23 protein-coding genes and 2 pseudogenes are annotated in these 26035 nt (G+C 73.8%); 13 read left to right on the forward strand and 12 right to left on the reverse strand.

The annotated features are described in order from the left end of the window. Positions 1 to 185: 185 nt before the first annotated feature. From ACZ5DC_RS32875 to ACZ5DC_RS32885, 3 genes are all read right to left on the reverse strand, one after another. On the reverse strand, positions 186 to 2483 hold the full coding sequence (locus ACZ5DC_RS32875; RefSeq protein WP_468658814.1) for an ATP-binding protein: 2298 nt from the start codon (positions 2481 to 2483) through the stop codon (positions 186 to 188). A gap of 335 nt (positions 2484 to 2818) precedes the next feature. Further along, positions 2819 to 5638 (reverse strand): AAA family ATPase, encoded by a 2820-nt coding sequence (locus ACZ5DC_RS32880; protein WP_468658816.1) that lies wholly within the window; start codon positions 5636 to 5638, stop codon positions 2819 to 2821. 1106 nt (positions 5639 to 6744) lie between these two features. Next, on the reverse strand, positions 6745 to 7035 hold the full coding sequence (locus ACZ5DC_RS32885; RefSeq protein ID WP_468658818.1) for a hypothetical protein: 291 nt from the start codon (positions 7033 to 7035) through the stop codon (positions 6745 to 6747). 226 nt (positions 7036 to 7261) lie between these two features. Here ACZ5DC_RS32885 and ACZ5DC_RS32890 point away from each other — a divergent pair, with 226 nt between their 5' ends. Next, positions 7262 to 7504 (forward strand): hypothetical protein, encoded by a 243-nt coding sequence (locus ACZ5DC_RS32890; RefSeq protein ID WP_468659124.1) that lies wholly within the window; start codon positions 7262 to 7264, stop codon positions 7502 to 7504. Here the strand turns inward: ACZ5DC_RS32890 and ACZ5DC_RS32895 are convergent. Further along, complete coding sequence (locus ACZ5DC_RS32895) at positions 7482 to 7844, reverse strand: antibiotic biosynthesis monooxygenase family protein (RefSeq protein WP_468659110.1); 363 nt, start codon at positions 7842 to 7844, stop codon at positions 7482 to 7484. The genes ACZ5DC_RS32890 and ACZ5DC_RS32895 overlap by 23 nt on opposite strands. A 24-nt stretch (positions 7845 to 7868) precedes the next feature. Next, positions 7869 to 8246: pseudogene (locus tag ACZ5DC_RS32900) on the reverse strand (RidA family protein); the annotation flags it as partial. A 71-nt stretch (positions 8247 to 8317) separates the two neighbouring features. Between ACZ5DC_RS32900 and ACZ5DC_RS32905 the strand changes: the two are divergent. Together ACZ5DC_RS32905 and ACZ5DC_RS32910 are read left to right on the forward strand one after the other, a co-directional pair. Beyond that, positions 8318 to 9247, forward strand: coding sequence for a LysR family transcriptional regulator (locus ACZ5DC_RS32905; protein ID WP_468658820.1), 930 nt, complete (start codon positions 8318 to 8320; stop codon positions 9245 to 9247). A gap of 262 nt (positions 9248 to 9509) precedes the next feature. Further along, entirely contained in the window at positions 9510 to 11606 is a 2097-nt protein-coding gene (locus ACZ5DC_RS32910) for a hypothetical protein (RefSeq protein ID WP_468658822.1), read from the forward strand. A gap of 420 nt (positions 11607 to 12026) precedes the next feature. On the opposite strand, the gene ACZ5DC_RS32915 is transcribed toward ACZ5DC_RS32910, so the two are convergent. After that, positions 12027 to 12248, reverse strand: a complete 222-nt coding sequence (locus ACZ5DC_RS32915; RefSeq protein ID WP_225809492.1) for a hypothetical protein — start codon at positions 12246 to 12248, stop codon at positions 12027 to 12029. 115 nt (positions 12249 to 12363) lie between these two features. Continuing rightward, positions 12364 to 13251: an SDR family NAD(P)-dependent oxidoreductase gene (locus ACZ5DC_RS32920; RefSeq protein ID WP_468658825.1), complete on the reverse strand. Its 888-nt coding sequence runs from the start codon at positions 13249 to 13251 to the stop codon at positions 12364 to 12366. A 56-nt stretch (positions 13252 to 13307) separates the two neighbouring features. On the opposite strand from ACZ5DC_RS32920, the gene ACZ5DC_RS32925 reads away from it, so the two are divergent. Further along, positions 13308 to 13772, forward strand: a complete 465-nt coding sequence (locus tag ACZ5DC_RS32925) for a MarR family winged helix-turn-helix transcriptional regulator (RefSeq protein WP_468658827.1) — start codon at positions 13308 to 13310, stop codon at positions 13770 to 13772. A gap of 59 nt (positions 13773 to 13831) precedes the next feature. Here the strand turns inward: ACZ5DC_RS32925 and ACZ5DC_RS32930 are convergent, their stop codons facing one another. Both ACZ5DC_RS32930 and ACZ5DC_RS32935 read right to left on the reverse strand, forming a co-directional pair. After that, the gene (locus tag ACZ5DC_RS32930) at positions 13832 to 14785 is read right to left on the reverse strand and encodes a LysR family transcriptional regulator (protein ID WP_468658829.1); all 954 of its coding nucleotides are present in this window, start codon (positions 14783 to 14785) and stop codon (positions 13832 to 13834) included. A gap of 110 nt (positions 14786 to 14895) precedes the next feature. Then, entirely contained in the window at positions 14896 to 15522 is a 627-nt protein-coding gene (locus ACZ5DC_RS32935; RefSeq protein ID WP_468658831.1) for a TetR/AcrR family transcriptional regulator, read from the reverse strand. Between the two features lie 423 nt (positions 15523 to 15945). Between ACZ5DC_RS32935 and crcB (ACZ5DC_RS32940) the strand changes: the two genes are divergently transcribed. From crcB (ACZ5DC_RS32940) to crcB (ACZ5DC_RS32950), 3 genes are read left to right on the forward strand one after another with little or no spacing between them, the layout of a single operon-like run. Continuing rightward, on the forward strand, positions 15946 to 16440 hold the full coding sequence (gene crcB / locus ACZ5DC_RS32940; RefSeq protein ID WP_468658833.1) for a fluoride efflux transporter CrcB: 495 nt from the start codon (positions 15946 to 15948) through the stop codon (positions 16438 to 16440). Further along, complete coding sequence (locus tag ACZ5DC_RS32945) at positions 16437 to 16793, forward strand: DUF190 domain-containing protein (RefSeq protein WP_468658835.1); 357 nt, start codon at positions 16437 to 16439, stop codon at positions 16791 to 16793. The genes crcB (ACZ5DC_RS32940) and ACZ5DC_RS32945 overlap by 4 nt, the downstream gene beginning before the upstream one ends. Continuing rightward, entirely contained in the window at positions 16790 to 17164 is a 375-nt protein-coding gene (crcB, locus tag ACZ5DC_RS32950; protein WP_468658837.1) for a fluoride efflux transporter CrcB, read from the forward strand. The genes ACZ5DC_RS32945 and crcB (ACZ5DC_RS32950) overlap by 4 nt, the downstream gene beginning before the upstream one ends. Positions 17165 to 17186: 22 nt before the next feature. Here crcB (ACZ5DC_RS32950) and ACZ5DC_RS32955 read toward each other — a convergent pair whose 3' ends face one another. After that, complete coding sequence (locus ACZ5DC_RS32955) at positions 17187 to 17564, reverse strand: fic family toxin-antitoxin system, toxin component (protein ID WP_468658839.1); 378 nt, start codon at positions 17562 to 17564, stop codon at positions 17187 to 17189. Continuing rightward, complete coding sequence (locus ACZ5DC_RS32960) at positions 17564 to 17803, reverse strand: hypothetical protein (protein ID WP_366753567.1); 240 nt, start codon at positions 17801 to 17803, stop codon at positions 17564 to 17566. The genes ACZ5DC_RS32955 and ACZ5DC_RS32960 overlap by 1 nt, the downstream gene beginning before the upstream one ends. 211 nt (positions 17804 to 18014) lie before the next feature. On the opposite strand from ACZ5DC_RS32960, the gene rox reads away from it, so the two are divergent. Then, positions 18015 to 19451, forward strand: a complete 1437-nt coding sequence (rox, locus tag ACZ5DC_RS32965; protein ID WP_468658842.1) for a rifampin monooxygenase — start codon at positions 18015 to 18017, stop codon at positions 19449 to 19451. 217 nt (positions 19452 to 19668) lie between these two features. Here rox and ACZ5DC_RS32970 read toward each other — a convergent pair. Next, positions 19669 to 20045 (reverse strand): annotated as a pseudogene (locus ACZ5DC_RS32970) (aldo/keto reductase); the annotation flags it as partial. Between the two features lie 621 nt (positions 20046 to 20666). Between ACZ5DC_RS32970 and ACZ5DC_RS32975 the strand changes: the two are divergent. The 5 genes from ACZ5DC_RS32975 to ACZ5DC_RS32995 all read left to right on the forward strand — a co-directional run bounded on the left by ACZ5DC_RS32975 (position 20667) and on the right by ACZ5DC_RS32995 (position 25446). Continuing rightward, positions 20667 to 20897 (forward strand): hypothetical protein, encoded by a 231-nt coding sequence (locus ACZ5DC_RS32975; RefSeq protein WP_468658844.1) that lies wholly within the window; start codon positions 20667 to 20669, stop codon positions 20895 to 20897. Positions 20898 to 21105: 208 nt separating this feature from the next. Continuing rightward, positions 21106 to 23691 carry a class III lanthionine synthetase LanKC gene (gene lanKC, locus ACZ5DC_RS32980; RefSeq protein WP_468658846.1) on the forward strand — a complete coding sequence of 862 codons (2586 nt, stop codon included), beginning with the start codon at positions 21106 to 21108 and terminating at the stop codon, positions 23689 to 23691. A gap of 73 nt (positions 23692 to 23764) precedes the next feature. Beyond that, a complete protein-coding gene (locus ACZ5DC_RS32985; protein WP_468658848.1) occupies positions 23765 to 23902 on the forward strand; it encodes a class III lanthipeptide in 138 nt (45 codons plus the stop codon). Between the two features lie 100 nt (positions 23903 to 24002). Further along, a complete protein-coding gene (locus tag ACZ5DC_RS32990) occupies positions 24003 to 24119 on the forward strand; it encodes a class III lanthipeptide (protein WP_468658850.1) in 117 nt (38 codons plus the stop codon). A gap of 85 nt (positions 24120 to 24204) precedes the next feature. After that, positions 24205 to 25446: an MFS transporter gene (locus ACZ5DC_RS32995; protein WP_468658852.1), complete on the forward strand. Its 1242-nt coding sequence runs from the start codon at positions 24205 to 24207 to the stop codon at positions 25444 to 25446. Positions 25447 to 26035 lie beyond the last annotated feature (589 nt).

Consider the following 26035-nt stretch of genomic DNA (forward strand, 5'->3'; position numbering starts at 1 on the left):
CCGAATGACCAGGTCAGTACTTCGAGGTTCGAGTGGTCCGGTGCAGGCGGGCGTCGATGGTGCCCGGGGGGCGTTCGACGGCCGGCCGACCGTCTCGTGCGACACCCTCCGGCGGCCGGCGACGGCGGGGCGGCCCGAGGCCCGGACAGGTCACGACGCCCACAACAGCCCGGCACGCGGCCGTGTCAGATCCCGTCCTCAGAACCCGGAGGGACATCGACCGCTCGGTCCGAGGCAGGGCCGCTCACGGCGTCGGCACGGGCTCGCATCGCGTCGGCTTCGGGGTTGCCGAGCTCGTCCAGCACTGCGGCCGCGCGCAGCCACGTCGTGCGGGCGGCTTCGCGCTCGCCCAGGTCCAGGCGTGCCTCTGCGAGGTGGCCGAGCACCGCGGCCTGCTGGTAACGGTTGAACACCTCGCCGTACATCCGGGCGGAGGTCTCGAAGTAGGCGACCGCCTCGCGCGGCTCACCCAGTTGTTGGAGCGCGTAACCGAGGGTGTCCCAGGTGGCGGCCTCCATCAGGCGGTAGCCGGCCGACTGGAGCAGCGGAATCGCCTCCTCGCATGCCGCCAGCGCCTCGCGGTGGCGGCCCGTCAGCGTCAGGCACCAGGCGACGGTGTTGAGTCCCCGGCCGATGAAATGGGGGTCCCCCAGGCATCGGTCGAGTTCCAGTGCGGCTCGGGCGTGTTCGAGTGCCTCGGCATACCGGCCCTGCTGCTCGCGCACCAGGCTGATGAGATGCCGGGTGTGAGACTGCTCCAGCACCGGGGCACGATCGAGATGGCCCTCGGCCACCTTGATGACCGCGTCGGCCTGGTCGTGGTCGCCGGAAGCGGCGAGCGCGTAGGCAAGCGCGCCGGCGCACGCGCAGACACTCCCGGCGTCGTCGAGGAGCAGCGCCGTGTCCAGGGCGAGGCGCTGGACGGCCCGTTCGTCGGCCCACCGCCCGCGCGCCTGGAAGTAGTGGGTGCACACGCGCGCCAGGTGCATCCGCAACCGCAGCAGGCGATCATCGTTCGCCGTGCGCAGGGCGGCCATGATGGTGTGTTCCTCTTGCGCGAACCAGGCCGCGCCCTGCTCACGGTCGTGAAGAGGCACCACCGCGACGCCGGGGCCCGGTGGTTCGTACGGATCGGCGCCCTGGCGGGTACTGCCCAGGGCGCTGTTCGCTGCACGCGCGTGGTGATGCAGGTACTCCAGCAGGCGCTGCTGCGCTGCGAAGCGGTCGTCGTCCGCCTGCTGCCACAGGTCCTGCGCGTGGGCGCGGACCAGGTCGTGCAGGACGTGGCCGCCCTCGGCGTCGCGGGCGAGGAGGCTCGCCGTCGTCAGGGCGCGCAGCAGGCGGCGCGCCTCTGGTACGGGCACGCCCGCGGCCGACGCGGTCGCCTCGGCCGAGAACGCCGGACCGGGCAGTGCGGCGAGGTGCCGGAAGAGGCGGGCGGCGGCGGGGTCCAGTGCGCGATAGGACCAGGACAGCACCGCCCGCACGTCCGCGCGCGGATCGTCGGTGGTGAGCGCGTCCAGCGGGGATGCGGCCTGGGCCAGTTCCTCGACGACCGTGCGCAGGGGGAGGGTGGGTTCGGCGGCCAGGCCGGCGCCGATGACGGCGACGGCCAGTGGCAGCCGCCCGCACAGCTCGACCAGTTCGGCCGCGTCCTCAGGTGTTGCGGCCGTGCGGTCGGCACCGATGCGGGCCGCCAGGCCCGCCATCGCCTCTTCGTGCGTCCACACGTCCAGGTCGACCGTGTGTGCGCCGTTCAGTGCGGCGAGCCCCGTGAGCCGTTTCCGGGAGGTGACGACGGTCAGGCAACCGGCCGCACCCGGCAGCAGCGGCCGCACCTGCTCGGAGTCGCGGGCGTTGTCCAGGAGCAGGACCAGGCGACGCTGCGAGACCTGCTCGCGGAAGCAGGCGGCACGCGCAGTGAGACCTTCGGGCACCGCGTCGGCCGGTACACCCAGCGCGCGCAGGAACCCGCCCAGCACCTCCTGCGGCTCCACGGCGGCGTCGGCGGGGTCGAAGCCGCGCAGGTCGACGTAGAGCTGGCCGTCGGGGAACCGGTCGGCGACCCGGTGTGCCCAGTGCACGGCCAGTGTGGTCTTGCCCACCCCGCCCATACCGCTCACCGCGGTGATCAGCGCGTGTCCCGGCCGGGTGCCGATCTCGTCGGTCAGCCGCAGCACCCGCGCGAGGACCTCCTCGCGCCCCCGGAACATCCGCAGGTCGGGAGGCAGTTGCCGGGGCACCGAGGCCACGGACGAGGTCTGGCCGCGGGCCGCGTCGGCCAGGGCACGGCGTTCGTCCTCGTCCAGGCCGAGCGCGTCCATCAGCTCGGCCAGGGTGCTCGGCCGGGGCACGCTGCGCCCACGCTCCAGGTTGCTGACCGCTCGTACGCTCAGACCTGAAGCCTCGGCCAGGCCCTCGATGGTGAGCATGGCCCGCGACCTGGCCTCACGCAGCATGCCGCCGAAGTCCGGCGCCTCCATCCGTCCCCCCGAGGTTCACCCGACATTGTCGAGACGGATCATATTCCTGCGGCCGGTCGCCCCTTTTCACCAGGTCAGCCGCGCCGACCCCGTCCTGGCACCAGCCGCTCGCGCGCGGGTGCGCCGGGTAACCGGGAACGCCCGGCACGCCCGTGGGGAGCGGGTGGCGATCCGGGAGGCTGACGGTGCCAGGGCGTGTTTCGAACGTGGCGTCGGCCGCGCGAAGCGCGGCGCGGCGGCGTCCGACGGGTGCGGTCGCAAGGCGGAGGACGGCCCGGATACCGGATGTGTCCCGGCGCTACCGACCACGCCGCCTGCGCGCGTGCCGGGCGTCGCTACGCGGACGGGGCCGTCGGAACACGCCCTGGAGGAGCCTGCCTGCCGTTACGGGGCCGGGCGCGGTCCTCGGCTTGGCGGAGGGCGTCGCGCAGGGCGGCTCTGGAGGTGATGCCGAGCTTGGGGAAGACCCGGTAGAGGTGCGAGGCGGCCGTGTGCGAGGAGATGTTCAGGCGCTTTCCTATCTCCTTGTTCGACAACCCACCGGCCGCGAGCTCCGCGATCCGCAGCTCGCGGGGAGTGATCGCCGCGGTCTTCCCCGGCTCGGGCGCGGACACGGCGACTCCCGTCAAGCGCAGCTCCCCGCGCGCCCGCCTCGCCCACTGGGCGGCGCCGAGCCGGTCGAAGGCAGCGGCTGCGGCGGTCAGGTGGGGGCGCGCCGTGGTGTTCACCCGGCGCCGGCGCAGCCACTCGCCGTACAGCAGTTGTCCGCGCGCATGCTCCCAGGCCCACTGGGCGGCCCCGGGCAGAGCCAGCGCCTCCTGGTAGTGCTCGCCGGCTGACGCCCCGTCGGCGAGCAGTGCCGTGCCGAGGCCGAGGATCAGCCGGTGGCGGACGGAGACGCCGCCGATCCGGGCAGCCCGCCCGGCTTCCAGGTGCAGGCGTGCCTCGTGTACGCGGCCGGTGCGCACGGCGGCCTCGATCAGGTCCAGGAAGGCGCGGTGGGCGTGGGGGACGGCCCGGGGCAGCCGTCCCGGCCGTGTGCACGCGGCGGCCTGCGCATAGGCCTCTTCGAAGTCGCCGCGCCCGGCGGCGGCTCGCGCGAGGGTCTCGGGCACTGCGGACGCCAGGAGGCTGACCTGCCGCGGGGCGGCGAAGGCGTCGATGCGGCGGTGCGCCTGCGCCAGTGCCTCCTCGTCTCCTCGTCCGGCGGCCACCAGCGCCGCCACGTGGTCGAAGAGTGACGCGCCGAAGTGGTCGAGGCGCTCCTCGCTGCGGAGCCGCCCCGCGTGGGAGAGCGTCCGGGCACGTTCCCAGTCGCCGCGCAGGTACGCGTCCCAGCAGCGGGCGAGGCCGACGGTTCGGCTGTTGTCGAAGGCGCTGCCGAGCAGGGTTCGCCATGCCCCTTCGTGGCCGCCGAAGCAGTCCAGCGCGATGCTCGCGCGGACCAGCCCCTCGATCGCCGGCGCGGGGGAATCCGGCCGCAGCAGCGCGCTGTGCCGTTCCAGTTCGCGGCGGGTGCCCTGGGGCGTCGCGGCCGGGCTGTTCACCGTCTCGAAGCAGAGCCGGGCGGCCGGCGAGACATGCCCGAGCCAGGTGTGCAACCGGGTCCACAGTGCGGGGCGGTCCGTCCACATGGCGGCGTCGAGAAGCAGGAAGAACGCCTCGTCCAGCGCGGCCTCGTCCAACGGTGCCGGGTCGAGCGGCGCCGCATCGTGCTCGTGCGACGTCTGCGCACCGTCGCCGAGCAACGGTGCGAGAGTGCGGAAGACCCCGTCCGCGTCGCCGTCGCGGTGGAGCATCACGTAGCCGGCCGCCGTCCTGCCCTCCGGCGAGCCCGGGACGCCGCCGGCCAGTGCCCGCTGCGTGGTGGCGACCAGCCCGGCCCGGCCCGCGGCCAGGGCGGACTGTTCCATGCGCCTGATGCGCGCCGGCTCCTCGCCACTCAGCTGCGCCGCGCGCCGGAAGGCTGCGGCAGCCTGCGCGGCCTCACCGCGCGCCAGAAACCGCCGTGCGGCCGAGACGAGTCCGCCTGCGACCGATTCGTCGGGGTGCTCAACCGCATGGGCAAGGTGCCAGGCGCTCCAGTCCGGTCCGCCGCCCTGTGCCCCGGCCAGGTTGGCGTGGGCGACGCGGTGCCACGCGCGAGGCGAGGTGGACAGCACGGCGGCGCGGAAGAGAGGGTGCCGGAAGGTCAGTTTCCCGGCGGCGTGGTCGAGGTGGATCACACCGTCGGCCGCGGCAGGGTCCAGGCATTCCTCCTCCCAGGGCTGCCCAGCGCCGGTCATCGCCGCGCGCAGGCCGGCCATGTTGCCGGCGTGCTCGCCGGTCAAGGCCGCCGTCAGCAGCGCCATGCGGGCGCCGGCGTCCAACCGCCGCACGGGCTCGGCGAACGCGTCGTTCAGACCGGGGCCGAACGGCAGGTGCGCGGGCGGCTCCTGCGATCCCTCGCGCTGCGCCGGTGTCAGCTGCGCGGGGAGCTCCACCAGGGCCAGCGCGTTGCCCTGGGCCTCCGCCAGCACCCGGCGTCGCAGCGACTGGTCGAGTTTCGGGTGGCGCAGGTCGAGCAGTTCACGCGCGGCTCCTGGCTCCAGCGTCGCGACGTTCAGCCGCGGCACGTCCCTCGTGTCGATCGGCCCGGTGCGTCCGGTGCGGGCCGCCAGCAGGAATCGCGGTCCGCCGCCGCTCAGGCGGCGCAGCAGGAAGGTGAGTACCTCGGCGCTGGGCACGTCGATCCAGTGGATGTCCTCCGCCAGCACGGCGAAGGGGCGCTCCCGGGCCGCTCGGCGCACGAGCTCGAGCACCGCGCTGGACAGGGCCAGCCTGCTGGGCCGATCGCCGCCCCGACAGGCGAGCGCCTGTTCCAGCACCGCAGCATGATGGGACCGCAGCCGCTCCACGTACCCGGCCAGTGGGTCCACCAGCTGGTGCAGGGTGGAGAAGGCGAGGTCGTGCTCGCTCTCCAGCCCCACCAGCCGCATCACCTCCAGCCCCGCCCCACGCGCCCGGACGGCCGCGTGCGCGACCAGAGCGCTCTTGCCCACTCCTGGGTCCCCGACCATCAGCAGGTGGCCGCTCCCGCCGCGCACCTGACCGAGCTGCCCCTCGGCACGGCCGCCTGCCGCATCGGCCTGATCTCCGGCTGCCCACCTGTCCACGAGGTGATCCAGCTCCCGCGTCTCAAGGCCCCGTCCCACCAACGGCATCGATGCCTTCACCGTGTCCTGCCCCCAGCTGGTCGACACTTGCCGCAACTCCCCTGTCCGCTCGGCTGCGCGCAGTCGCAGCCGAGGTGTGTCCGCTCCGCTCTCGCCTCAGTACGGCTCCCGGCCCCAGCGGAAGGCGAGGAGGTCCTTGAAAAGGCACTCCCCGTGTCCGCGGCCCGCCACGAGTGCTGCTGCGGTCTCCGAGCGTCGGTGCTCCTTGCGCGGGCGGACGGTGCCGGTCGAACCCGGCGCACCGCCGCCGCGGAAGACAGAAGCGGTCTTCGCGGCACCAGCCTCGTCCGTGGCGCTCGGGGGGACCAGGCACTGCGCATGAAGTGTTCCGGCACTCAGTTGCCTCATCCTCGGCCGAGGCGCACGCCCGGCCGGCACGGCGACTGCCTACGGGCGTGTCACCGGTCCGCGGCACCGCGACGCTGAGCAGCACGGCGACGGCATCCATGCGAAGGCCGGGGCCGGGGCGGCACCGGTGGCAACGGCGGAGGAACGGCCGGGGCCGGTGACGTCCCGCCGGCCACGCGTGCTGCGGTACGGTCCGCGGGCGTTCCCCCCTGTTGCCGCCGGTTCACCCGTTCAAGGGTTTGTGAGCCCGGCACCCGGCCGGGCTCACAAACCCTCCTCCCGACGCCTCCTCGAGTGTCATCGGCTCACCGTTCCCGGTGTGGCCGGCCCTACGAAGGCGTCGTGGAGCACCGCTTCCGCCGGCCGTCCCTGTGCGAGCCGAAGGCGAACAGGGAGAGCCGGCCGGTCGCCACCGCCGCGATCGACCGTCGGTGTCCTCCATGCTGCCGCCCGCCGTGGACCCCGCCATCCTCAATTCGGCTGAACACGTGTCTCAAGCCGGGAAAGACTGCTTCGCTCCCCCCTCGACCTCGCGCGGTGACTGACGCGGGCGTGCGCGTGATCAGAGAGTCGGGACTGCGACCGCCCGGAGTCCGGGCGCTCTTGCGACAGCGGGCTCGCGGCGCAGAGGGCTCGGCCGCGCGGGCCGTCGATGTCGGTCGAGCCGTGTGCCCTGCCCCACCGCGCGGGAGGCGTCCTCAGTGGCCGTCCCACCACAGCCACATGGCCGGCGGCACCTGCGCGAGCCACCTCAGATGCTGCACGTGCTGCCGTTTGCCCAGCAGAAGCAGCAGCCGGCGCTGGGTGGCGCTGTGCTCGGCCTTGTCCGAGCCACGGCGCCGGAAGCCGCAGAACACATCAAGTCGCTCCTGGCCCTGCACCTCCCGTAGGCCGACGTCGCAGCCGACTTCATCGCCGGCAAGGAAGGGGAGGATCGCCAGCACATCGGCGGTCGGCCGGACCCGCGGGTTCGGGCACTCGGCATCCACTGGGCGAGAGCCGGGTTGGCGTGGACACCCACCGAGCTGCCCTGGCGACGCCAAGTGGCGAACCTCCGCTGTCGGTGGCATGGACCGACGTCCGTGCTCGCCGTCGACAGGAGGAGCAGTGGACACCCAGTCAGGCCGGTCGGGAGTCCGGGAACGTGTGATCGCGATGGTGGAGGCCCGGCGTCGGGCACACGGCTGGGGGCCTCCTGGCAAGTACCGCACCTTCTTGGCGGAGGTCGGTGCGGCCGGACCCGGCCCCGGATTCGAGCTGACCTCGTTGCGCCGGGACGACGGGACATGGGGCTGGGTCCGGGAAGACGGGGATCCCCTTCTGCTGGACCCGAGCGGGCCCTTCGTGGAGACGGAGGATTGGGCCGACCAGCAGCTGGCGACGCTTCGCGCTGCCGGGTACGAGCCCACCACCCGTGACGAGGACGACGACTGGACTAGGCCCCGTCGGATCGCGTGAACCCGTGGCTCCGCTCCACCTTCGCCACATGCAGGGTGTAGCTCTGGTACCACTCGGCTCGCCCGCGCTGTTGCGCCGCGCGGTGCTCGACGTCGGTCCGCCACCGGGTGAGGGCGTCGGCGTCGCGGAAGTAGCCGACGGTGATGCCCAGTCGGCCAGGGGTCTGCGCGTGGTCCATCCCCAGGAACCCGGGGACGTCCTTCACCAGCTCCGCCATACGCGCGTCGGTCTCGCTGTAGCCGCTCTGGTGCGGGGTGCGCACCGTGGTGAAGACCGCCACGTAGTAAGGGGGTTCATACGCCCCGACGGGCGTGACGGGCGCTGCCGCGTGGTCGCTCATGGCACCGTCGTGCGGCGGGACGCGCCGCCGCGCGTACACCTCCATCTCGATCTTCATCCGCGGGTCGGCGAGACCGCACACGAGCATCGTGGCGGCCGGCCGGACGTCGCCGAAGCAGCGGCGCAGGACCGGCCAGCAGGGCTCGAAGTCCTCGCGGTCGGGCAGCAGATAGCGCACCCGCACCACGTCGGCGAAGGTGCACCCCGCCTCGGCCAGCGCGGCCTCGATGTTGCGCAGGCACTGCTCGGCCTGCACCACCACGTCGTCGGAGATCGTCATGGTGGTGTAGTCGAAGCCGGTCGTCCCGGACACATGCACCCAGTCGCCGTCGACCACGGCGCGGGCGTAGCCGATCTGCTCCTCGAACGTCGAGCCGCCGAGGACCGCGTGTCGCTCTGTCATGCGCCGAACGCTAGGTGGCCGGCGCAGACACGTCTAATACGGCCGGGGCATGGCCTGATATCTCTGGGCGTATGGAGCGCCCCGAACTCGCCCTCCCGCAGCTGCACGCCTTCGTCGTGCTCGCCGAGGAACTGCACTTCGGCCACGCGGCCGCCCGCCTGGGCATCGCCCAGCCGCCGCTGAGCCAGCAGATCCGCCGCCTGGAGGACAAGGTCGGGCACGCGCTGTTCACCCGAGAACCGGGGCGCGTCACGCTCACCCCGGCCGGCCGCGCGCTGCTGCCCGCCGCCCGGCGGGCACTGACCGACCTCGCGGACGGCCTGGCCACGGCCAGGGCCGTCGGCGGCGGCCGGGCCGGCCGCCTGCGGATCGGCTTCGCCGCCTCCCTCGCCCTGACCGTCCTGCCCGGACTGCTGCGCACGTTCCGGCAGCGGTTCCCCGGCGTGCACCTGGACATCCGCGAGATGACCACCGCTCCGCAGATCGCCGCCCTGCACGACAGGACCATCGACATCGGTCTGCTGCGCGAACCCCCCACCGACGAGGCGGAACTCGGCTTCCGTACGGTACTCAGCGAGCCCTTCGTGGCCGTGCTGCCGTCCGCCCATCCCCTGGCCGCGCACCGGACCGTACGGCTCGCCCAGCTGGCGGACTCGCCCTTCGTGCTGCTGCCCCGCACGGTCGGCCCGACGCTGTACGACCAGATCGTCGGCCTGTGCGCGGCGGCCGGCTTCACACCGCGGATCGCCCAGCACGCGGTGGAGTGGAACACCGTGTGCGCCCTGGTGGAAACCGGCCTGGGCGTCTCCCTGGCCCCGGCGGGCATCCGGCGCATCCGCCTCGAAGGCGTCGCCTTCCGCAGGATCGAACCCGGCACCGCCCGTACCCGAGTCGCCGTCGCCTGGCGTGCCGGCGACCGCAACCCCCTGGTCGCGCACCTGCTGTCGACCATCAGCCAGGATCCGCCGGACAGGCCCGCACGGCGACGCCGGCCGTCCTGAACGCGCCGGGGACGCCTGCCGTCAGAGGACGCCTCCCGCCTCGTCGTGGAATATGCATATGCCTCTGACATAATCCGGAGATGTCGAGCCGAGACGCGATCCAGTACGCCCCCGACGCCGGTCTGCTCATGATCCCGGGCGATCCGGCCGAGGACCACGCCCTGGGGTTCGCCGTCTTCGAGGACTGCGTCCCCGCCCTGCGCGCGTTCGTCCTGAGCCGGCTGCGGAAGGAGCGCGTCAGGCCGGCACCGCGCGAGGCGGAGTGCGACGCCGTCATACCCGTACGCGTGAGTCTCGTCCCCCGGCCCGACAACGACTACGACACGCGGCCGTATCCGTCGCCGCCCCGCCCGAGGACGGCGGGTCCGTTCTCGACCGGCACCTGGGCTACCTCTACGACAGCGCCCTGGACGTCACCGGTGAGAGCATCCGCAGGCTCACCGAGGAGACCGGCACGCCCGTCGGCTGCCAGGGGTGGATCGAGCTCCACGACCTTGAGAGCGACAGCCGTTTCGACGAGGAGGAGTGCGACGACTCCCACGGCGACGAGGGCGACGGACACGGCGGGGCCGGCGCGGACTGGCGGCCCAGCCGCCGCGAGCCGGTGTCGTGGGCGGAGCAGAAGGCCGTCGGGTACGCGGTCGGCCCGGTACGGCTCCTGCTCCCCGGGCGGCGGACCGTACGCGCCCTCGTGGACGCGTACCTGGCGGAGCACGACGCGGCCCCGGACGCGCGGCAGGAGACTCCGGCCGGTGTCGAGCGGGGCCTGCGCCGGGCGCTGGCCGAGCGGCTCGCCATCCGGCTGCGGGCCGGTCTGAGCCACCGGGCCGCCGGCGGGACCTGGGGGCGGGAGACCGAGCGGGACCGCGCGCGGCGGCGCCGGGACGCCGGGGCACGGTCGCTCCTGGAGTCCTGGGAGGCGTACCGGAACGCGGCGCACGGCCGGCGCGGCCTGCGTGCCGTCACCCGATCCGTCTTCCACCACACCCGGATCCTCGTCCTGGACGAGTCCGGTGTGGAGGTCGGGCAGTACCACGAACCGGACGGCCCGCTCACCCTCGTCGACGAGCGACTGCGCGCCGAGGCGCTCGACGCGCTGCGCGCGCACGGGGTGGACGTGGACGCGCCCGGGGACCTGGCCGCTCTCGGCGCCTTCCCGGACGCGGTGGTCGTCGTGGGCCCGGCCACGTGGTCGATCCGGCTCCCGCAGCCGGGGCGGGCACGGGACGCGCTCGCCGAAGCCGGCTGGTTCGACCCGGACTCGGGGACGCTCACCGTGTACGCGGCGCCGCTCGCCGAGGCGTTGACGGTGCTGCTGCGCCGGCACGGAGTGCGGCCGCTGCTCGTGACGTGGGGCGCACCGCCCGCGGAGGTGGAACGGCACAACGCCCGGGCCGCGTTCGCGCCGGGCGCCGTCAGTCCGGTCAGCCGCTCCAGCCGGGTGACGGACGCCGTGCGACGGCTGGTGCCGGAGCCCCACCGCCGCTGGCTCGACGCGAAGCCCGGCGGGACGGCCACCGCGACGGCCGGGAGCGCGCTGCCGCCGCTCGCCGACGACGCGGCGGAGAACCCGTACTACCGGCGCGCCCTGGAAGCGCTGTTCGGGGCCCCGGTGGACCTGTCGCGACGCGGGCCGTGCCGGCTCTGCGGGCGCTCCGCCCAGTCGGCGCGCCCGGGGCTCTTCTACTGCCACGGCTGCTGTGCGCTCGCGAGGAACGGGGTGCTGCGGGACACCGGCGAGGACGGCGCGTGGACGGAGGCGGTCGTGTACGCGCTGCGCCGGCTCGCCGGGACCGAGTTCTCCGGGCCGCCGTCCCTCGCCCAACTCGACCGCGTCAGCGTCCCGTTCGAGCGTCCCGGCCTGGTCGACGAGGCGATGCTCTGCCGTTTCCTGGTGCCGCGCCCCGCCTCCGCGCTGCTGAGCGCACGGCCGGCGCGCCCGGCCCGCACCTGGACGGAGTGGCTGGGGCACGCGGGGCTTCTCACGGACGGGGTCCGTACGTCGATGGGTACGGCGACCAGGGCGACGGACGGGCACCTGTGCCGTTCCCTGTTCGAGCGGCACGTGGACGACTTCCTCCACCACTGGGGCGTGGCCCACGAGCCGGAGCCCGCCTACCCGCGCGACCCGGAACTCAACACGACCGGTCTGCGGGCGGACTGGCGCCTGGCGGACGGCACGTTCGTCGAGGCGCTGGGTCTGCTGACGAGGGAGGCGTACGCGGCGAAGGTCACGCGCAAGCGGGAGCTGGCCCGCCGGCACGGCCTGCGTCTCGTCACGGTCACGGCCGAGGACCTGGGCCGGCTCCCGGAGATCTTCGCAGCCTGGCTCCCGAACACCCCGGCCACCACGGACTGACGCGGTCCTCGCGGGGGCGGCCATCACGGGGCGGCCCATTCCACGGTCGGTGACGCCGGCACCGGGTCCGAGCAGCCGCCGGGACTCGGCCGGCGCGACCATCCGCGCCGGCGTCGGCGCCGGTGACGACGGCACCGCGGTCGTGCGGGGCCGGGGTCGTCGTGTGTGGGGTTACGCCGCCTCGGGTCGCGCGGCGGGCGTACCCGGGGCGGGCTCCTGCGCGTCGTACGGGAGCCGGCTCTCGTCCTCCCCGAAGTCGGGAGCCTGGAAGGGGTTCGTCGCCGGAGGCGGCGATGCCGCGGCGGGGCGGCGGGGTTGCCCTTCCAGGGCGGAGAACAGCGACGTCGATTCGATGGGAGGTCTCTCTTTCGTCACAGGTCCCTGAGGGGTCCTGGTGTGCCGTGACCGGGCACAGCGGTCCTACAGCTTGGTCATCTTGGCGTACGGGCTCAGGATCCGCAATTGCTCCGGGCCGAAGTCCACGAGCGCCGCGATTCCGTCCTCGACGCCGATCACCCGGCCGAGTCCGTACACGTCGTGTGTGACCTGGTCACCGACGGCGAAGTGCTTGGGAGCCCGTACGGCGGGGGCCTTGAAGGGGCTGGTGGGCAGATGACGCTTGGGTGCAGCAGGCTGGGTCATGCCTCAGTATGCGCCCACGGGGCACCCGTTTGCTGTGGCCGTGGGCACAGATCCAGACAGGAATACCGGCGTCACGCCGCTGACCTGCGGTTTTGAAATCGGCGACCTGCGGATTTCAGTCCTGGCGAGGCGACATCGAGGGCATCCCGGCGAGCAACGACTCCGTTTCGGTCCACAGTTGCCGCTGGACGTCCTCGCCACGGCCGGGCTCGGGGCACCGCAACGGCTCGGCGTCGCGGACGGAGAAGTAGCCGCCGGTGGTGTGCGCGAACGCCGGGTCGGTCGCCAGGCGGACGATGATCCCCGCGCCCTTGCGCGGGTCGCCGATCCTCAGGACGTCCAGGACGCGCCGCAGCGCGGCGGAGCCGGGCAGGTCGCGGCCGAGACCGGTGGCGTTGAAGCCCGGGTCGCAGCAGTTCACCGTGACCTTCGTGGCGTCCAGGCGCCGGGCCAGTTCCCGCGTCCACATGATGGTCATCAGCTTGGTCCGGCCGTACCGGGCCATCGACTCGCGCCGCGTGTAGGGGGTGGTGTCCCGCAGGTCCCTGGCCGGCGTGATGCTCCCGGCCCGCCGGGAGGCCTCGGAGGCGACGTTCACGATCCGCGCCGGCGCGGAGGCCAGGAGCGTGTCCGTCAGCGCCTGGGTCAGGACGAACGGGCCGACGTGGTTGACGGCGGTCATCTCCGCCAGCCCCTCGGCCGTGACGCGCTGGGAGAACGCGTGCAGGCCCGCGTTGTTGACCAGTACGTCAAGCCGCGCGTACCGCGCGGCGATCTCCCGGCCCGCCCGGCGGGCCTGTGCGACGACTCCGAGGTCCGCGAGGAAGACGTCGGCGTGCGCGGCGCCCCCGGTTGCCTCCCCCAGCTCGGCGAGCAGGGCTCCGGCCCTGTCCGGGGAGCGCGCCACGATGCCGAGGCCGTAGCCGCGGCGGGCGAGCTCCAGGGCGGCGATCCGGCCCAGCCCGGAGGTCGCGCCGGTGATCACAGCAATGGGACGGGTCACCGTTCCCCCATTCGTGAGGTACCTCATCAATGACGTGTGGGACGATACCCCACGTCATGAGCGAGCACGAGACAGCGCCGCCCACCGGCCCCGACCCCGCGGACGTGGGCCTGCGGTTCCTGGGCGTCGCCCACCAGGTCCGCACAGCGGTCGATCAGCACATGGCGGCGGCCGGCCTGTCCCTGGCCCGCACCAAGCTGCTGCGGCTCCTCGCCCTGCGCGGCGCTCTCCATCAGGCCGAACTCGCCGAGGCGCTCGGCCAGGCGCCCCGCTCCGTCACCCAGGCCGTCGAAGCCCTGGAACGCCTGCGGCTGGTCACCCGGACCCCCGATCCCGTGGACCGCCGGCGCAAGACCGTCGCGCTGACCGAGCAGGGCCACGCGGCCCTCGCCGCAGGCGAGCAGGCGGGCACCCGGATACTCCGGCGGATCTTCGGCGCCCTCGACGCCCGTCAGCTCACGCGCCTGGAACAGCTCCTCACGGACGCCGCCGAAGCCACCCTGCACGGCGACACTCGCTGACCTCCCACCCCGCGCGCCCCCCGTCGGGCGCCACGTCACCGGTCCGGGGACGCCCCGCCTCAGGACGGCGGCGGGAGCGGCGGCGGCGACGGAGCCGGTGGGTCCGCGTCGAGGGCCGCCGCGCGCAGGGCGGCTGCCACGCGTGTGACCGGTTCCGTCGGCGGATGGGGCAGCCGCGCCAGGAGCACGCGCCGCTGTTCCTGGGGCCCGCCGCGGACCGGGAGAACGCGGACACCCGGTGGCGCGGCGGCGGCGAGGGCGGCCGGCACGGTGGTCAGCCCGCAGCCGGCGGCCACGAGGTGGAGCTTGGCGAGCCAGTCCCGCGCGGTGTGGGCGATCTCCGGCCGCTCGTCCAGGCCCGGCCACACCCCCATGAGCTGGTCCTCGCCCGAGGAGGCCCCCGCGATCCAGCGTTGCCCGCGCAGGTCGGCCACGTCGACGAAGTCGCCGCGGGCCAGCGGATGGCCGGCGGGCACCGCCAGGCACAGCGCGCGTTCGGTGAGGGTCCGCACGACCAGCGGGGGTGACTCGGCGTCCGGCGGCCGGAACGGCGGCGCGGACGCGAGCAGCGCCAGGTCGATGCTGCCGGCCCGCAGGGCGCGCACCAGCGCCGGGGTGCTCCCCTCGCGGCCGACGACCCGGAGGCCGGGGTCGGTGCGGCGCAGTGCCGTGAGGGCGCGCGGCAGCAGGACGGCGCCGGCGCTCGGGTACCAGCCCAGGCGGACGGTCGCGGCCTGCCCGGGCAGACCCGACAGCTCCCTGGCGGCCGCGTCGATCTCGTCCAGCACGACCGTCGCCCGGCGCATGACGACGCGGCCGGCCGCGGTGAGCCGTACGCCGTCGCGCCGCCGTTCCAGCAGTTCGGCGCCCGCGACGCGTTCGAGCGCGGCGATCTGCCGCGACACCGCCGACTGGGTGTAGCCCAGCGAGGCGGCGGCCGCCGTGAAGGTCCCCCGCTCGGCGACGGCACGGAAGACGCGCAGCGCGGTGAGTGACACATCCGTGAAGTCCATGATGTGTCCGGATGCTAGGGCCTGTGGTCCGGGTCGGCCCGGCGTCGCGGGGCCCGGCCTCGCCCGGCCTTCGCCGGACTCGTGGCTACGGCGCCCTGGCCCGTCGCGAGTCAGGTCGCGGGGGCGGCGGCGGTGCGCAGCAGTGTCAGGGTCGTGTCGAGCGCCGCTTCCAGGTGTCCGATGGCGCCGGTGGACATCAGGATGGTCACGCCGCCCTGTACGGCGGCGACGAGTGCGGCCGCCGTCCGGTCGGCGTCCAGCCGCCGGTCGACCTCGCCGCTGTCCTGCATGTGCCGGATGCCGGTGCGCAGGGCCGACTGCCACTGGTCGATCAACTGGCCCGTGAGTGCCTGTGCGGCCGGGGTGCCGCGGCCCAGCTCGGTGATCAGCACGCCGAGCGGGCAGTCGACGCCCTGCTGTTCGTACCGGCGTACGACCGCGTCGCGCCACTCGCGCCAGGCCGCCCACGTGGTCAGGTCGCTGAGGTGCGGTTCCTGGTCCTCCAGGACGCGTTCGGCCTCGCGGGCGGCCACCGCGAGCAGCAACTCCTCCTTCCCGCCGGGGAAGTAGTGGAAGATCTGGCTCTTGCTGGTCGCGGTGCGGGACCGGATGTCGTCGAGTGTCGTCCCGGCGGCGCCCCGCTCGCGGATCTCCTCGGCCGCGCCCTCCACGATGCGGCGCCGGGTGGCCATGCCCTTGGCGGTCAGCCGCGGTGCGCTCCGGCCGCTCCTGTCCATGTGCCCTCCTCAGCCCCGCGCTGGACCTGTGGGTCCATTTTACGCGAGGGGGCGCACATGCCGTCCGTTTCGCCTCGCCGTCCATTCAACGCTCCGGTGCGGCCTCGCGAGCGGTACGCGGTCGTGCACGGCGAGTTGGGGCCCGCCAACCCGCGCGCGACGCTCGCCCTGCGCTGACCCCTCCGCTGACCCCACCCCTGCGCTGACCCCCTCCACGCCCCTCCGCGCCCCTCCGCGGCACCCGGCGCGACGGCCCCGCATGGCCCCGGTTAACCTGGTCACCAGCGGCAGCCCGGATCGGGTGGTCGCGTGGCGGTGGGGCTCGCCGCACCCGAACCGCGGCACCGACGCCGCCGACAGTCCCTGCTTGTGAGCACACGCGCCCGCACGCCGGGCGGCCGCACGAGTAGGAGACGCGCGTCCATGAGAGCTCACCGCGATCAGATCACGGAGCCCGCGGCGCCCGCGGTGTCCGGCGCCGGTCCGTCCGCGCCCGCGCGGCGGCCCGGACTCGCCGGCGGCCAGGCGCCGGTGATCGCGGTGGTCGCGGCAGGCGGCGCGCTGGGGGCCGTGGCCCGCTACGGCGCCTCCCTGCTGTGGCCGACCGCCGCCGGCGCCTTCCCCTGGACCACCCTCACGGTGAACGCGACCGGCTGCGCGGTGATCGGTGTGTTCATGGTCGTCATCACGGAGGTGTGGGCCGCGCACCGGCTGGTACGCCCCTTCTTCGGCACCGGCGTCCTGGGCGGCTTCACGACCTTCTCGACCTACTGCGTCGACATCCAGCAGCTGGTGCGGAGCGGTCACGCCCGCACCGGCCTGGCCTACCTGGCCGCCACCGCGCTCGCCGCGCTCGCGGCCGTGTGGCTCGCTGCGGCGGCGACCCGCTGTCTGATCGCGTGGAGGAGGACAAGGTGACCCGGCTGCACGGCTCCGCGCTCCGCCTGACCGTCTTCGTCGGCGAGGGCGACACCTTCCGTCACAAGCCGCTCTACGGCGAGATCATCCAGCGCGCCCACGAGGCCGGGCTGGCCGGCGCGAGCGCGTTCAGGGGCATCGAGGGCTACGGCGCCTCCTCCCTGATCCACACCAGCCGCCTGCTGTCGCTCAGCGAGGACCTGCCCGTGGCGGTGGTCATCGTGGACGACGCGGCCCGCGTCCGCGCCTTCCTGCCCCAACTGGACGACCTGGTCGCGAACGGGCTGGTGGTCCTCGACGAGTGCGAGGTCATCCGCTACGTCGGGCGCGTGAAGGAGAAGCGGGCGAAGTGAACTGGCTCCTCGTCATCGCCGGTGCCGTGGTCGGAGCGCCGCTGCGGTACCTGACCGACCGCTCCGTACAGGCCCGGCACGACACCGGCCTGCCCTTCGGCACCTTCCTCGTCAACGTGACCGGCTGCCTGATCCTGGGGCTGCTGTCCGGCGCGGTCACCTACGGGGCCGCCTCCCACTCGGTGCAACTGCTGATCGGCACCGGGTTCTGCGGAGCGCTCACGACCTACTCGACCTTCTCCTACGAGACGCTGCGGCTGGCCGAGACCGGCGCCAGGTTCTTCGCCGCCGTGAACGTGATCGCCAGCGTGGTCACCGGCCTCGGCGCCGTGTTCATCGGCACCGCCCTCGCCCAGGCGGCGTGGGCCTGAACGCGACGGGCGGGCGTGGCGGTCAGCTGGAACGGGGCCAGCCGCGCAGCAGGGCGGCGATCGCCGGCGCGGTGCACAGGGGGTCCCGCAGGAGGTCGCGCAGGGCCACGGCGTCGTCGTGGGTGGGCTTGACCGGGATGCCGGAGGCTTCCAGGTACATCACGCCCGTCGCCGCGGCGACGGCCATGTTGGAGCGCTCCAGCCAGCGGCAGCGGCCCAGGACGTGCACCAGGGCGGCGGCGCGGGCGAAGGGGCCGTCGTAGACGGGCCGTTCCAGCAGTTCCGCTCGGTGGCAGGCGACGGCGGCCACCGGCACGCCGTAGTCCTCGGGGGCCGGGTCCCGTGCGCCGGCCAGCTCCGCGACCTCCAGGATCCAGGGGACGTCGACGTACAGCTCCATCAGGCGGCGTGCGCGCCCGGGGTGCCCCGGTCCGCGTCCTCGGCCGCGTCGAAGACGGCCTGGTGCTCGTCGAGGAAGCGGCGGGCGGCGTCCATGCCGCGCTCCCGCAGACCGCCGGTGTCGTCCCGTACGAGGGAGGCGATGTAGTCGCCGACGCTCATTCCGCGGTCCCGGGCCCGGGACCGGGCCAGTTCCGCGATCTCCTCGTCGACGCGCGCGCCCAGCTGTGTCTTCGCCATACCCCGAAGGTAACAGCTGTTACCAGGCCGGGGGCACTTTTCCGGAGGGGTGGGGGCCGCGGGTACCGCACGCATGACAAAGGCAAGGAGGTCACCCGCCCACTCCTTGCCACTCTCAACGTATAGCGCACAGGGGGCCTTGCGGCAAGGCCCCCGTGGTGTTGCAGAATCTCCGGCCTCGACCAGAACCTGCGGAAACGGGGGACTTTGAATGATCGACGTGCTCGTGGTCGGCGGCGGACCGACCGGCTTGATGCTGGCCTGCGAACTGCGGCTGCACGGCGTACACGTGGTGGTGCTGGAGAAGCTGGCCGAGCCGACCGAGCAGTCCCGCGGGCGCGGTCTGCACGCGCGCAGCGTGGAGATCATGGACCAGCGCGGGCTGCTCGAACGGTTCCTGGCGGCCGGTGAGAAGTTCAGCGTCGGCGGGCTCTTCGGCGGTGTCATGAAGCCGTGGCCGGAGCGGCTGGACACGGCTCATCCGTACGGCCTCGCCATCTCGCAGCAGGCCACCGAGCGGCTGCTGAACGAGCGCGCCCTGGAGACCGGTGCCGAGATCCGGCGCGGCCGGGAGCTGGTCGGGCTGAGCCAGGACGCGGACGGGGTGACGGCCGAACTGGCCGACGGCACACGGCTGCGCTCGCGGTACCTCGTCGGGTGCGACGGCGGCCGCAGTACGGTGCGCAAGCTGCTCGGCGTCGGCTTCCCCGGGGAGCCGTCCAAGGTCGAGACGCTGCTGGGCGACATGGAGGTGACCGAGGATCCGGCGACGATCGCCGCCGTCGTCGCGGAGGTCCGCAAGACCCAGCTCCGGTTCGGCGCCATTCCCGACGTCGACGGGAACAAGGGGGTGTACCGCATCGGCGTCCCCGCCGACGGGGTGGCCGAGGACCGTACGACCGCGCCGACCCTGGAGGAGTTCACGGCGCGGCTGCGGGCGGTCGCGGGCACCGACTTCGGGGCGCACTCCCCGCGTTGGCTGTCGCGCTTCGGTGACGCCACCCGGCAGGCCGAGCGCTACCGGGTCGGCCGGGTGCTGCTGGCCGGCGACGCGGCGCACATCCACCCGCCGACCGGCGGCCAGGGGCTCAACCTCGGTGTCCAGGACGCGTTCAACCTCGGCTGGAAGCTGGCCGCCGAGGTGGCCGGCTGGGCTCCGGAGGACCTGCTGGACAGCTATCACGCCGAACGGCACCCGGTGGGCGCCGCCGTACTGGACAACACCCGTGCGCAGATGACGCTGCTGGGAACCGATCCGGGCGCGACCGCGCTGCGCGAACTGTTCGGCCGGCTGATGGACTTCGAGGAGGTGAACCGGTACGTCACCGGCATCATCACCGCCGTCGACGTCCGGTACGACCTCGGGGAGGGGCACGACCTGCTCGGCCGGCGCCTGCGGGACGTCCAGCTGAAGCGGGGCCGCCTCTACGGGCTGCTGCACGGCGGCCGCGGCCTGCTGCTCGACCAGACCGGCCGGCTCTCGGCGGCGGGCTGGGCGGACCGGGTCGACCATGCCGCCGACGTCAGCGAGGAGTTGGAGGTGCCTGCGGTGCTGCTGCGGCCGGACGGCCATGTCGCCTGGGCCGGCGAGGACCAGCGGGACCTGCGCGAGCACCTGACCCGGTGGTTCGGGGCCGCCGTGGAGTGAGCGGCGGGTGCGGCTCCCGGCGCGTACGGCGCCTCCCGGCTGCGCCCGCGACGTGCCCGGGGGGCCGGGGCCCCGATCGCGGCGACGTCCTCGGCGGACAGCCGGAGGTCCAGCGCGCGAGGTTCTCCTCCAGGTACCGCTGCCGCCGGATCGTGGCCCCGGTGCCGCAACCGGGCCGGGGCCGGCTGCCCGGCGGAGACCGAGCTGCCGCGGCTCCGGAGACCGGGTGGACCGCGTGCGGCCGCCGGATGGTCCCCGCGGCGGCCCCGGACAGCCCCCGGTACCGCACCTCGCCGGCCCGCACCGGCTCGGCCGTGGCCCCGGCGGTCTCCCCGATCGGCACCCGGGGACCGACCCGGTGCCGGCGGCAGAGGTCGATGCGGTCGACCCCGAGCCGGCGCGGGCAGGCCCCGCACGCCTGGCGCACGCAGGCGGCGTCGCCGGGGAGCAGGGCGGGCTCGCCCAGGCCGTCGGCGAAGCCGGACTTGGTCGCCGGCACCGCGTCGTCGCGCGCCCGGCGATGGCCCGCCCGCTCAGTTCCCCGTGGTGCCCGGCGCCGTGGAAGCCGGCGGTGTCGAGGAGGACCGCGCGGAGACCGCCAGTTCGCCCGGGTACCGGGTGGGGACGGCGGTCATACCGCTGCCTCCTGCGCGCGTCGGACCGTTCCCACGGGACACGCCACTGCTCGGCGGCGCGCCGCACCGCGTCCACGTGTTCGCCCAGGACGTCCCGCCAGGGCTTGGGCACTGTGTCGAACCCGGGCCCGCCCGGCAGCCGGCGTGCGGCAGCGCCGGGGACATCCGCGCGGTGCCGGTGCGCACCGGTGACGGCCGTGTGGACGTCAAGCCAGGCCCGGGAGTCGGCGGTGAACAGCGCGTGCGCCAGGGCATGGGGCGGGGCCGCCGAAGAGGTGGTTCCCCGGGGCGTCCACACCGGCCACGGGCGGCGCCCACGCGTCGTCCCGCCGGCCGTCAGGCGCGGCGTCTGCGGTCGATCAACGTGTCATCAACGCCGTTGACCAGGGCCGGTGTCGGTGACCGGGGTGACCGGGTGCCCGGAGCGGGGGGTGCGTCGATCCGTCGTCCAGCGGCACGGCCGTACGCACTGATCGTGCATTGACCGGTGGCTGCCAGTGTTCGTGAGGGGTCGCGAAGTACTCCGGCGCCGCCCTGCCTCGCACCACCTCTCGCACCACCGTCACGAAAGGCGACACAGATGACCTCCTGCGGCAAGGACACCACCGCGGCCGACAGCCGGGACGCCGGGCAGCGCGCGGCGGTCCCCGGGCGCCGCTCCCTCGCGGCCCGGGTCGCCGTCCTGCTTCCCGTGGCCGCGCTCGCTTCCGTCGCCGTGCTCACCGTGCACGGCGCCGACGACACCGGAACCGGCCGGACCGCTGTCCGCGCCTTCGACCCGGTCGACGACTGGAACAGCACCGGATCCTGACCCCTGCCGGCGCGCGCAGCACCAGGTCGGCCACCGTTTTCCCGCTGGTGTCAACCGACCACCAGCAACGCATTACCGGTACCGAGGACCCGTGACTGCCGCCGGGCACGCCCTGGCCACACACTGATGAATCAAGGAGGACGCACTCCGGACGCCATGTCCGAAGCCGATGCGGCGGCGGTGAAGGCGGCATGCGAAGGGAGACAACATGGAGAGTTACCTTCCGTATTGTCAGGCCGACAAGCTCTTCTACGACCGCCCGTCCGCTGTCGGCACACGGAGTTTCCCGGCTGCTGAACGTTCCTTCCCAGAGGAATGGGACGTGGTCTCGGACGGCAACTGGACGTATCTGAGCCGGAAAGGCAGGGCAGTCCGGGAGCAGGGCTGGAAGGTCCATGTCTCGGTGCTCCCCGAAGACGCCGAGGAAGTCATCGATATCGTCACGGACTACTGTCTGGAGCGGAATATCGATTTCAAGTTCCTCACGTCCCCGAGAACGCACCTGAGTCTGAACGGCAAAGACGCCGACCGGGGCAGCAGCGGCAAGCTGATCACCATCTACCCGGCCGACGACGACGCGGCCCTCGCGGAGCTGCTCGGTGACCTGTCGCGGAGGCTGAAAGGGCGCTCCGGCCCGTACATCCTCAGCGACCTGCGGTGGGGCGACGGGCCGCTCTACGTCCGCTTCGGCGGTTTTCGCCGGATGTACTGCACGGGCGAGGACGGCCGGGAGACCCTGGCCGTCCGCCGGCCCGACGGCACTCTGGTGCCGGACGTGCGGGGTCCGCGCTTCCATGTTCCCGAGTGGGTGCCGATCCCGGCGCCCGTCGCGGAGATGATGGCGGCCCAGGCAGCGGGGGACGGCACCACCATGCCGTACACGGTGGAGAGCGCCCTGCACTTCTCCAACGCGGGCGGCATCTACCTGGCCCGCGATCGCTCGACCGGCGAGCAGGTCGTCCTGCGCGAGGCGAGGCCGCACGCCGGGCTGGACGGCAACGGGCGGGACGCGGTGACGCGGCTGCACAGCGAGGCGGAGACGCTGCGGGCCCTGGGCGACCTGGACTTCGTACCCTCGTTCATCGGCACGTTCACGGCGTGGGAACACCACTTCCTGGTCGAGGAGTACATCGCGGGCGAGACGCTGTGGACCTACCTCGCCTCGCGCAACCCGCTCGCCAGCGGCGTCGAGGATCCGGAGCGGTGCGCGGCGTACGCGGCGGACGTGCTGGACCTGTGCGACCAGTTGGAGCAGGCCCTGCGCACACTGCACGAGCGGGGATACGTCTTCGCCGACCTCCATCCACGCAACGTCATGGTGCGCCCGAACGGACGGGTGGCGCTGGTGGACTTCGAGATCGCCTACCGCCCGGACAGCGAGCCCGCGCCCATACTGGGCTGCCCCGGGTTCATCACGCGCAACGCCTTCCGGGGGCCGGAGCGCGACCGGTACGCGCTGGACTGCATCCGCCTGGCCATGTTCCTGCCGCTGACCACCATGCTCGACCTCGACGGCGACAAACTCGACGAGTTCGCCGACGTGATCGTGGAGCACTTCCCGCAGGCCGCCCCCACCGTGGCCGCGTCACGTGCCGCCATGCGTCGCACGCTCGGCGTCCGGGACGTGACCCCGCGACCCGGCCCGCTGTTCGCAGCGGCCGCCGCCGACCCCGCCGGTCCGGCCATGGACGCGCTGCTGGACGCGCTGGCGGAGGCGATCACCTCGTCCGCCACGCCCGAGCGCTCCGACCGCCTCTTCCCCGGCGATCCCCGCGCGCTGAACGACGGCGGCTACGGTCTGGCGCACGGCGCCGCGGGCGTCCTGTTCGCCCTGCGCGTGGCCGGGTGCAAGGTCGATCCGGTGCACGTCGACTGGCTCGCGGACGCCGCCCGCCGGGCTCCGGCACGTGCCGGCCTGTACGACGGACTGCACGGAGCAGCGCTGGTCCTGCACGGCCTGGGCCGTGAGGAGGAGGCGCTGCGCGTCCTGGACCGGGTTGACGCCGTCCCGCTTCCGGACTCACCCCACCTGTTCGGCGGACTCGCGGGCATCGGCCTGGTGATGCGTCACTTCGCGGCGGTCACCGGTGACGCGCGGTGGCGGGAGCGGCAGCAGGAGGTCCTCGACCGACTGACCGCGCTGCTGTCCGAGGCACCCTCCGGAACGTCCCGCACCGCGGGCCTCACGCACGGCTGGGCCGGCGTCGCGTCGTTCCTCCTCACATGCCACGAGGACTCAGGGACACCTGCCCTCCTCGACCTCGCCCGGCAGGCCATGGACCGCGACCTCGCCTTCGCCGAGACGAACGACAACGGCGAGGTGTCGCTCCACGACGGCACCCGTATGCTGTCGCACCTCGGAGCCGGAAGCGCGGGACTGGCCGAGCCGCTCGCCAGGTACACGAAGTTGCGCCCGGACGACGCCCTGGCGACGGTGCACCGCGGAATCCTGCTCGCGGGACAGGCCCGGTTCCTCATCGAACCCGGTCTCACCGCGGGCCGCGCCGGGCTGATGGCCGCGCTGGCCGCACACCCCGGAACGCCCGGCCTTCCGGAGATCCTGGGCCGCCACATCCGTGGCCTCGCCCTGCACGCGGTCCCGCTGGACGGGGGCATCGCGTTCCCCGGCCACTGGCTGTTGCGGCTGTCCATGGATCTGGTCAGCGGCACAGCGGGAGTGCTGTACGCCCTGCACACCACTCGGCAGGCGATCGACGCGTCCCGTCCCGCCGCCTGCGGTATCCCCTCGACTTGGTCCCACGCGACGGGCCTGCCGTATCCACGGCCCCAGTGAGGGACCGGGCCCTCCGGGAAGTCCTGGAGGGCGCACCTCTCGGAATCACTCTGACACCTCGAAGGAGAAACCGATGAACAACGTTCTCGCGCTCCAGGCCATGCAGGCCGAGCAGGCCGGCGCCGCCGAGGCCGGGCTGGCCCCGAACAGCTCCTTCAGCTTCGGATGCACCTCGGGCACCTACGTGCCCGACGACATCGCGGGAGAGTAACCCCCTTCCGCTGTCCGCCGGGGCAGCCCTGCGCACCGTCCCCCTCGTCACCGCCGGTCGCGGCCACACGCGCCGGCGCCCTCACCCAGAAGGAGAAGACATGAACGACATCCTCGCGCTCCAGAACCTGACCGCCGCTGAGCCGGAGCCCGCCCTCGCCCTGGGCAGCACCTTCAGCAACCACTGCGGCGGCGACGCGGCCGTGGCCGGCGAGTAACAGCACCGGAAGCGTATGTCAGGTGGCCGTGCACCCTGTCCGGGGTGCACGGCCACCGTCCACTCCGGGCCGGAGGTCACACCGCATGGACTGCACACCGCTGCGGCGCAATCGCCCCTATCTGCATCTGTCGACGGCGCAGGCCCTGTCGGCCTTCGGCACGCAGGCATCGGTGGTGGCGATTCCCCTCGTCGTCCTCGCCCAGCTGCACAGCGCCTCGGCCGTCGCCCTGGTCACCTTCACGGAAGCCGTCGCGGTACTGGCCGTCCTGCCCGTCGCGGGCTGGGCGGTGGACCGTCTTGGATGCCGGTCGGTCATGGTCTTCTGCGACACGGCCCGCGCACCCGTCATGGCCGTCCTGGCCTGGTCCACCGCCACGCACCGGCTCTCCCTTCCCTCCGTCCTGGTGTGCGCCGCCGTCAACAGCGCTCTGAGCGTGCCCTTCTGGCCGGCCGCCACCGCCGCCGTCCGCCTGGTCGTCGCGGACCCCCTGCTGGCTCGGGCCCTCTCCCTCGGCCAGGCCCGCAGCGCCCTCGCGGGCATCCTCGGACCCCTGCTGGGAGCCGGCCTCTACCAGTACTCCCCCGCTCTGCCGCTGTTCTGCGACGCCGGTTCCTACCTGGCTTCCCTGGCCTGCGTCCTGACCGCCCGACTGCCACCGGGGGCGACGCGTACCGCACGCCGGCCCGCCGACGCTTCCGCCGCTCCCGCCAGGGGCTGGCGGTTCCTGCTCACCCAGCCCTTCCCCCGCCACATGACGCTCCGCGCCGCGGTCACCAACCTCGCCCTCGGCGGCATCGTCCTGATCACCACCACCGACTACGGCCTCTCGGGTGACGCCGGCGGTGCCGGATGGCTCTTCGCCCTGGCCGGAGCCGGCAACCTCCTCGGCTCGCTGGCCATCGCTCCCCTCATGCGGCGGTTCACGCCCCGGGCTCTGATTCTGCTGCTCTCGTGGAACGCCGCCCTCTTCGGGGGCCTGGCCGCCGCCCTGGGCACCGGCAGCTGGAGTGCTCCGCTTCTGGGCTGCTGCTGCGTGTCCACTCCGGCGCTCAACGTCGTCACCCAGAAAGTGCTCCTCCAGACGACCCCGCCGGCCCTGATGGGACGTGTCCAGGTGGCCTACCAGACCGTGCCGCCGTTGCTGGCGTCTCTGGGACCGATCGCCGCCGCGGGCCTGCTCGGCGTCACCACCCCGCACACCGCGCTGATCGTCCTGGCCACCGCCATGGCGGCCATGACCGTCCTGACCGCCACCACTCCCGCCCTGCGGGACATCCCCACGTCCCGCCCCGCCACCGAACGGAAGGAACTGCATCCGACGTGATCCGCGGCACCCCGCGGGACATCGTCGTCAGACCTCCGCACGCCGAGAACTCCGGGCCCGGGCGTCCGGCCGACCGGAGCCCACGAGCTGGGCTCCGGTTCCGGCATGACCTGCCGGCGACGCCTGCGTGACGGGAACGCCTCGGGTGTCCGCCGGCGTCTGAGCGCCGGCCGATCACGTACCGACGCACGTCGTCCAGCACGTGGAGAAGGGGACGCGGTCGGCCGGGGTTCAGCGGCAGCACTCCGGCGCCGCCGGGCGCACGGAGAACCGCCGGACCGGCTTCTTCCCCGTCTGTGCAGCCGGCCGTGCCGCCGGGCGGGCATCGACGCCGCGGTCGCTCGCGAGACCGAGCCACGCCACCGCCGCACGCCGGGCGGCCGCTGCCGGCAACTCGGCGAGGCCGTGATGCGGGACCGCTCCGCCGCCCGCACCGCCAACCCCACCGCACGCCGGCAACGCCGAAGAACACGTCGTCCGCCTGCGACGCCGACACGGCACCGACCCGCCCGGGCCGGCCGACCGCGCCGGCGTCGCCGCCTCCCCGCCCACCCCGTCCTCAGCCGCCGCGGCCTGGCCGCCCTCACCG

It is taken from the genome of Streptomyces sp. NPDC031445, from assembly GCF_055581365.1.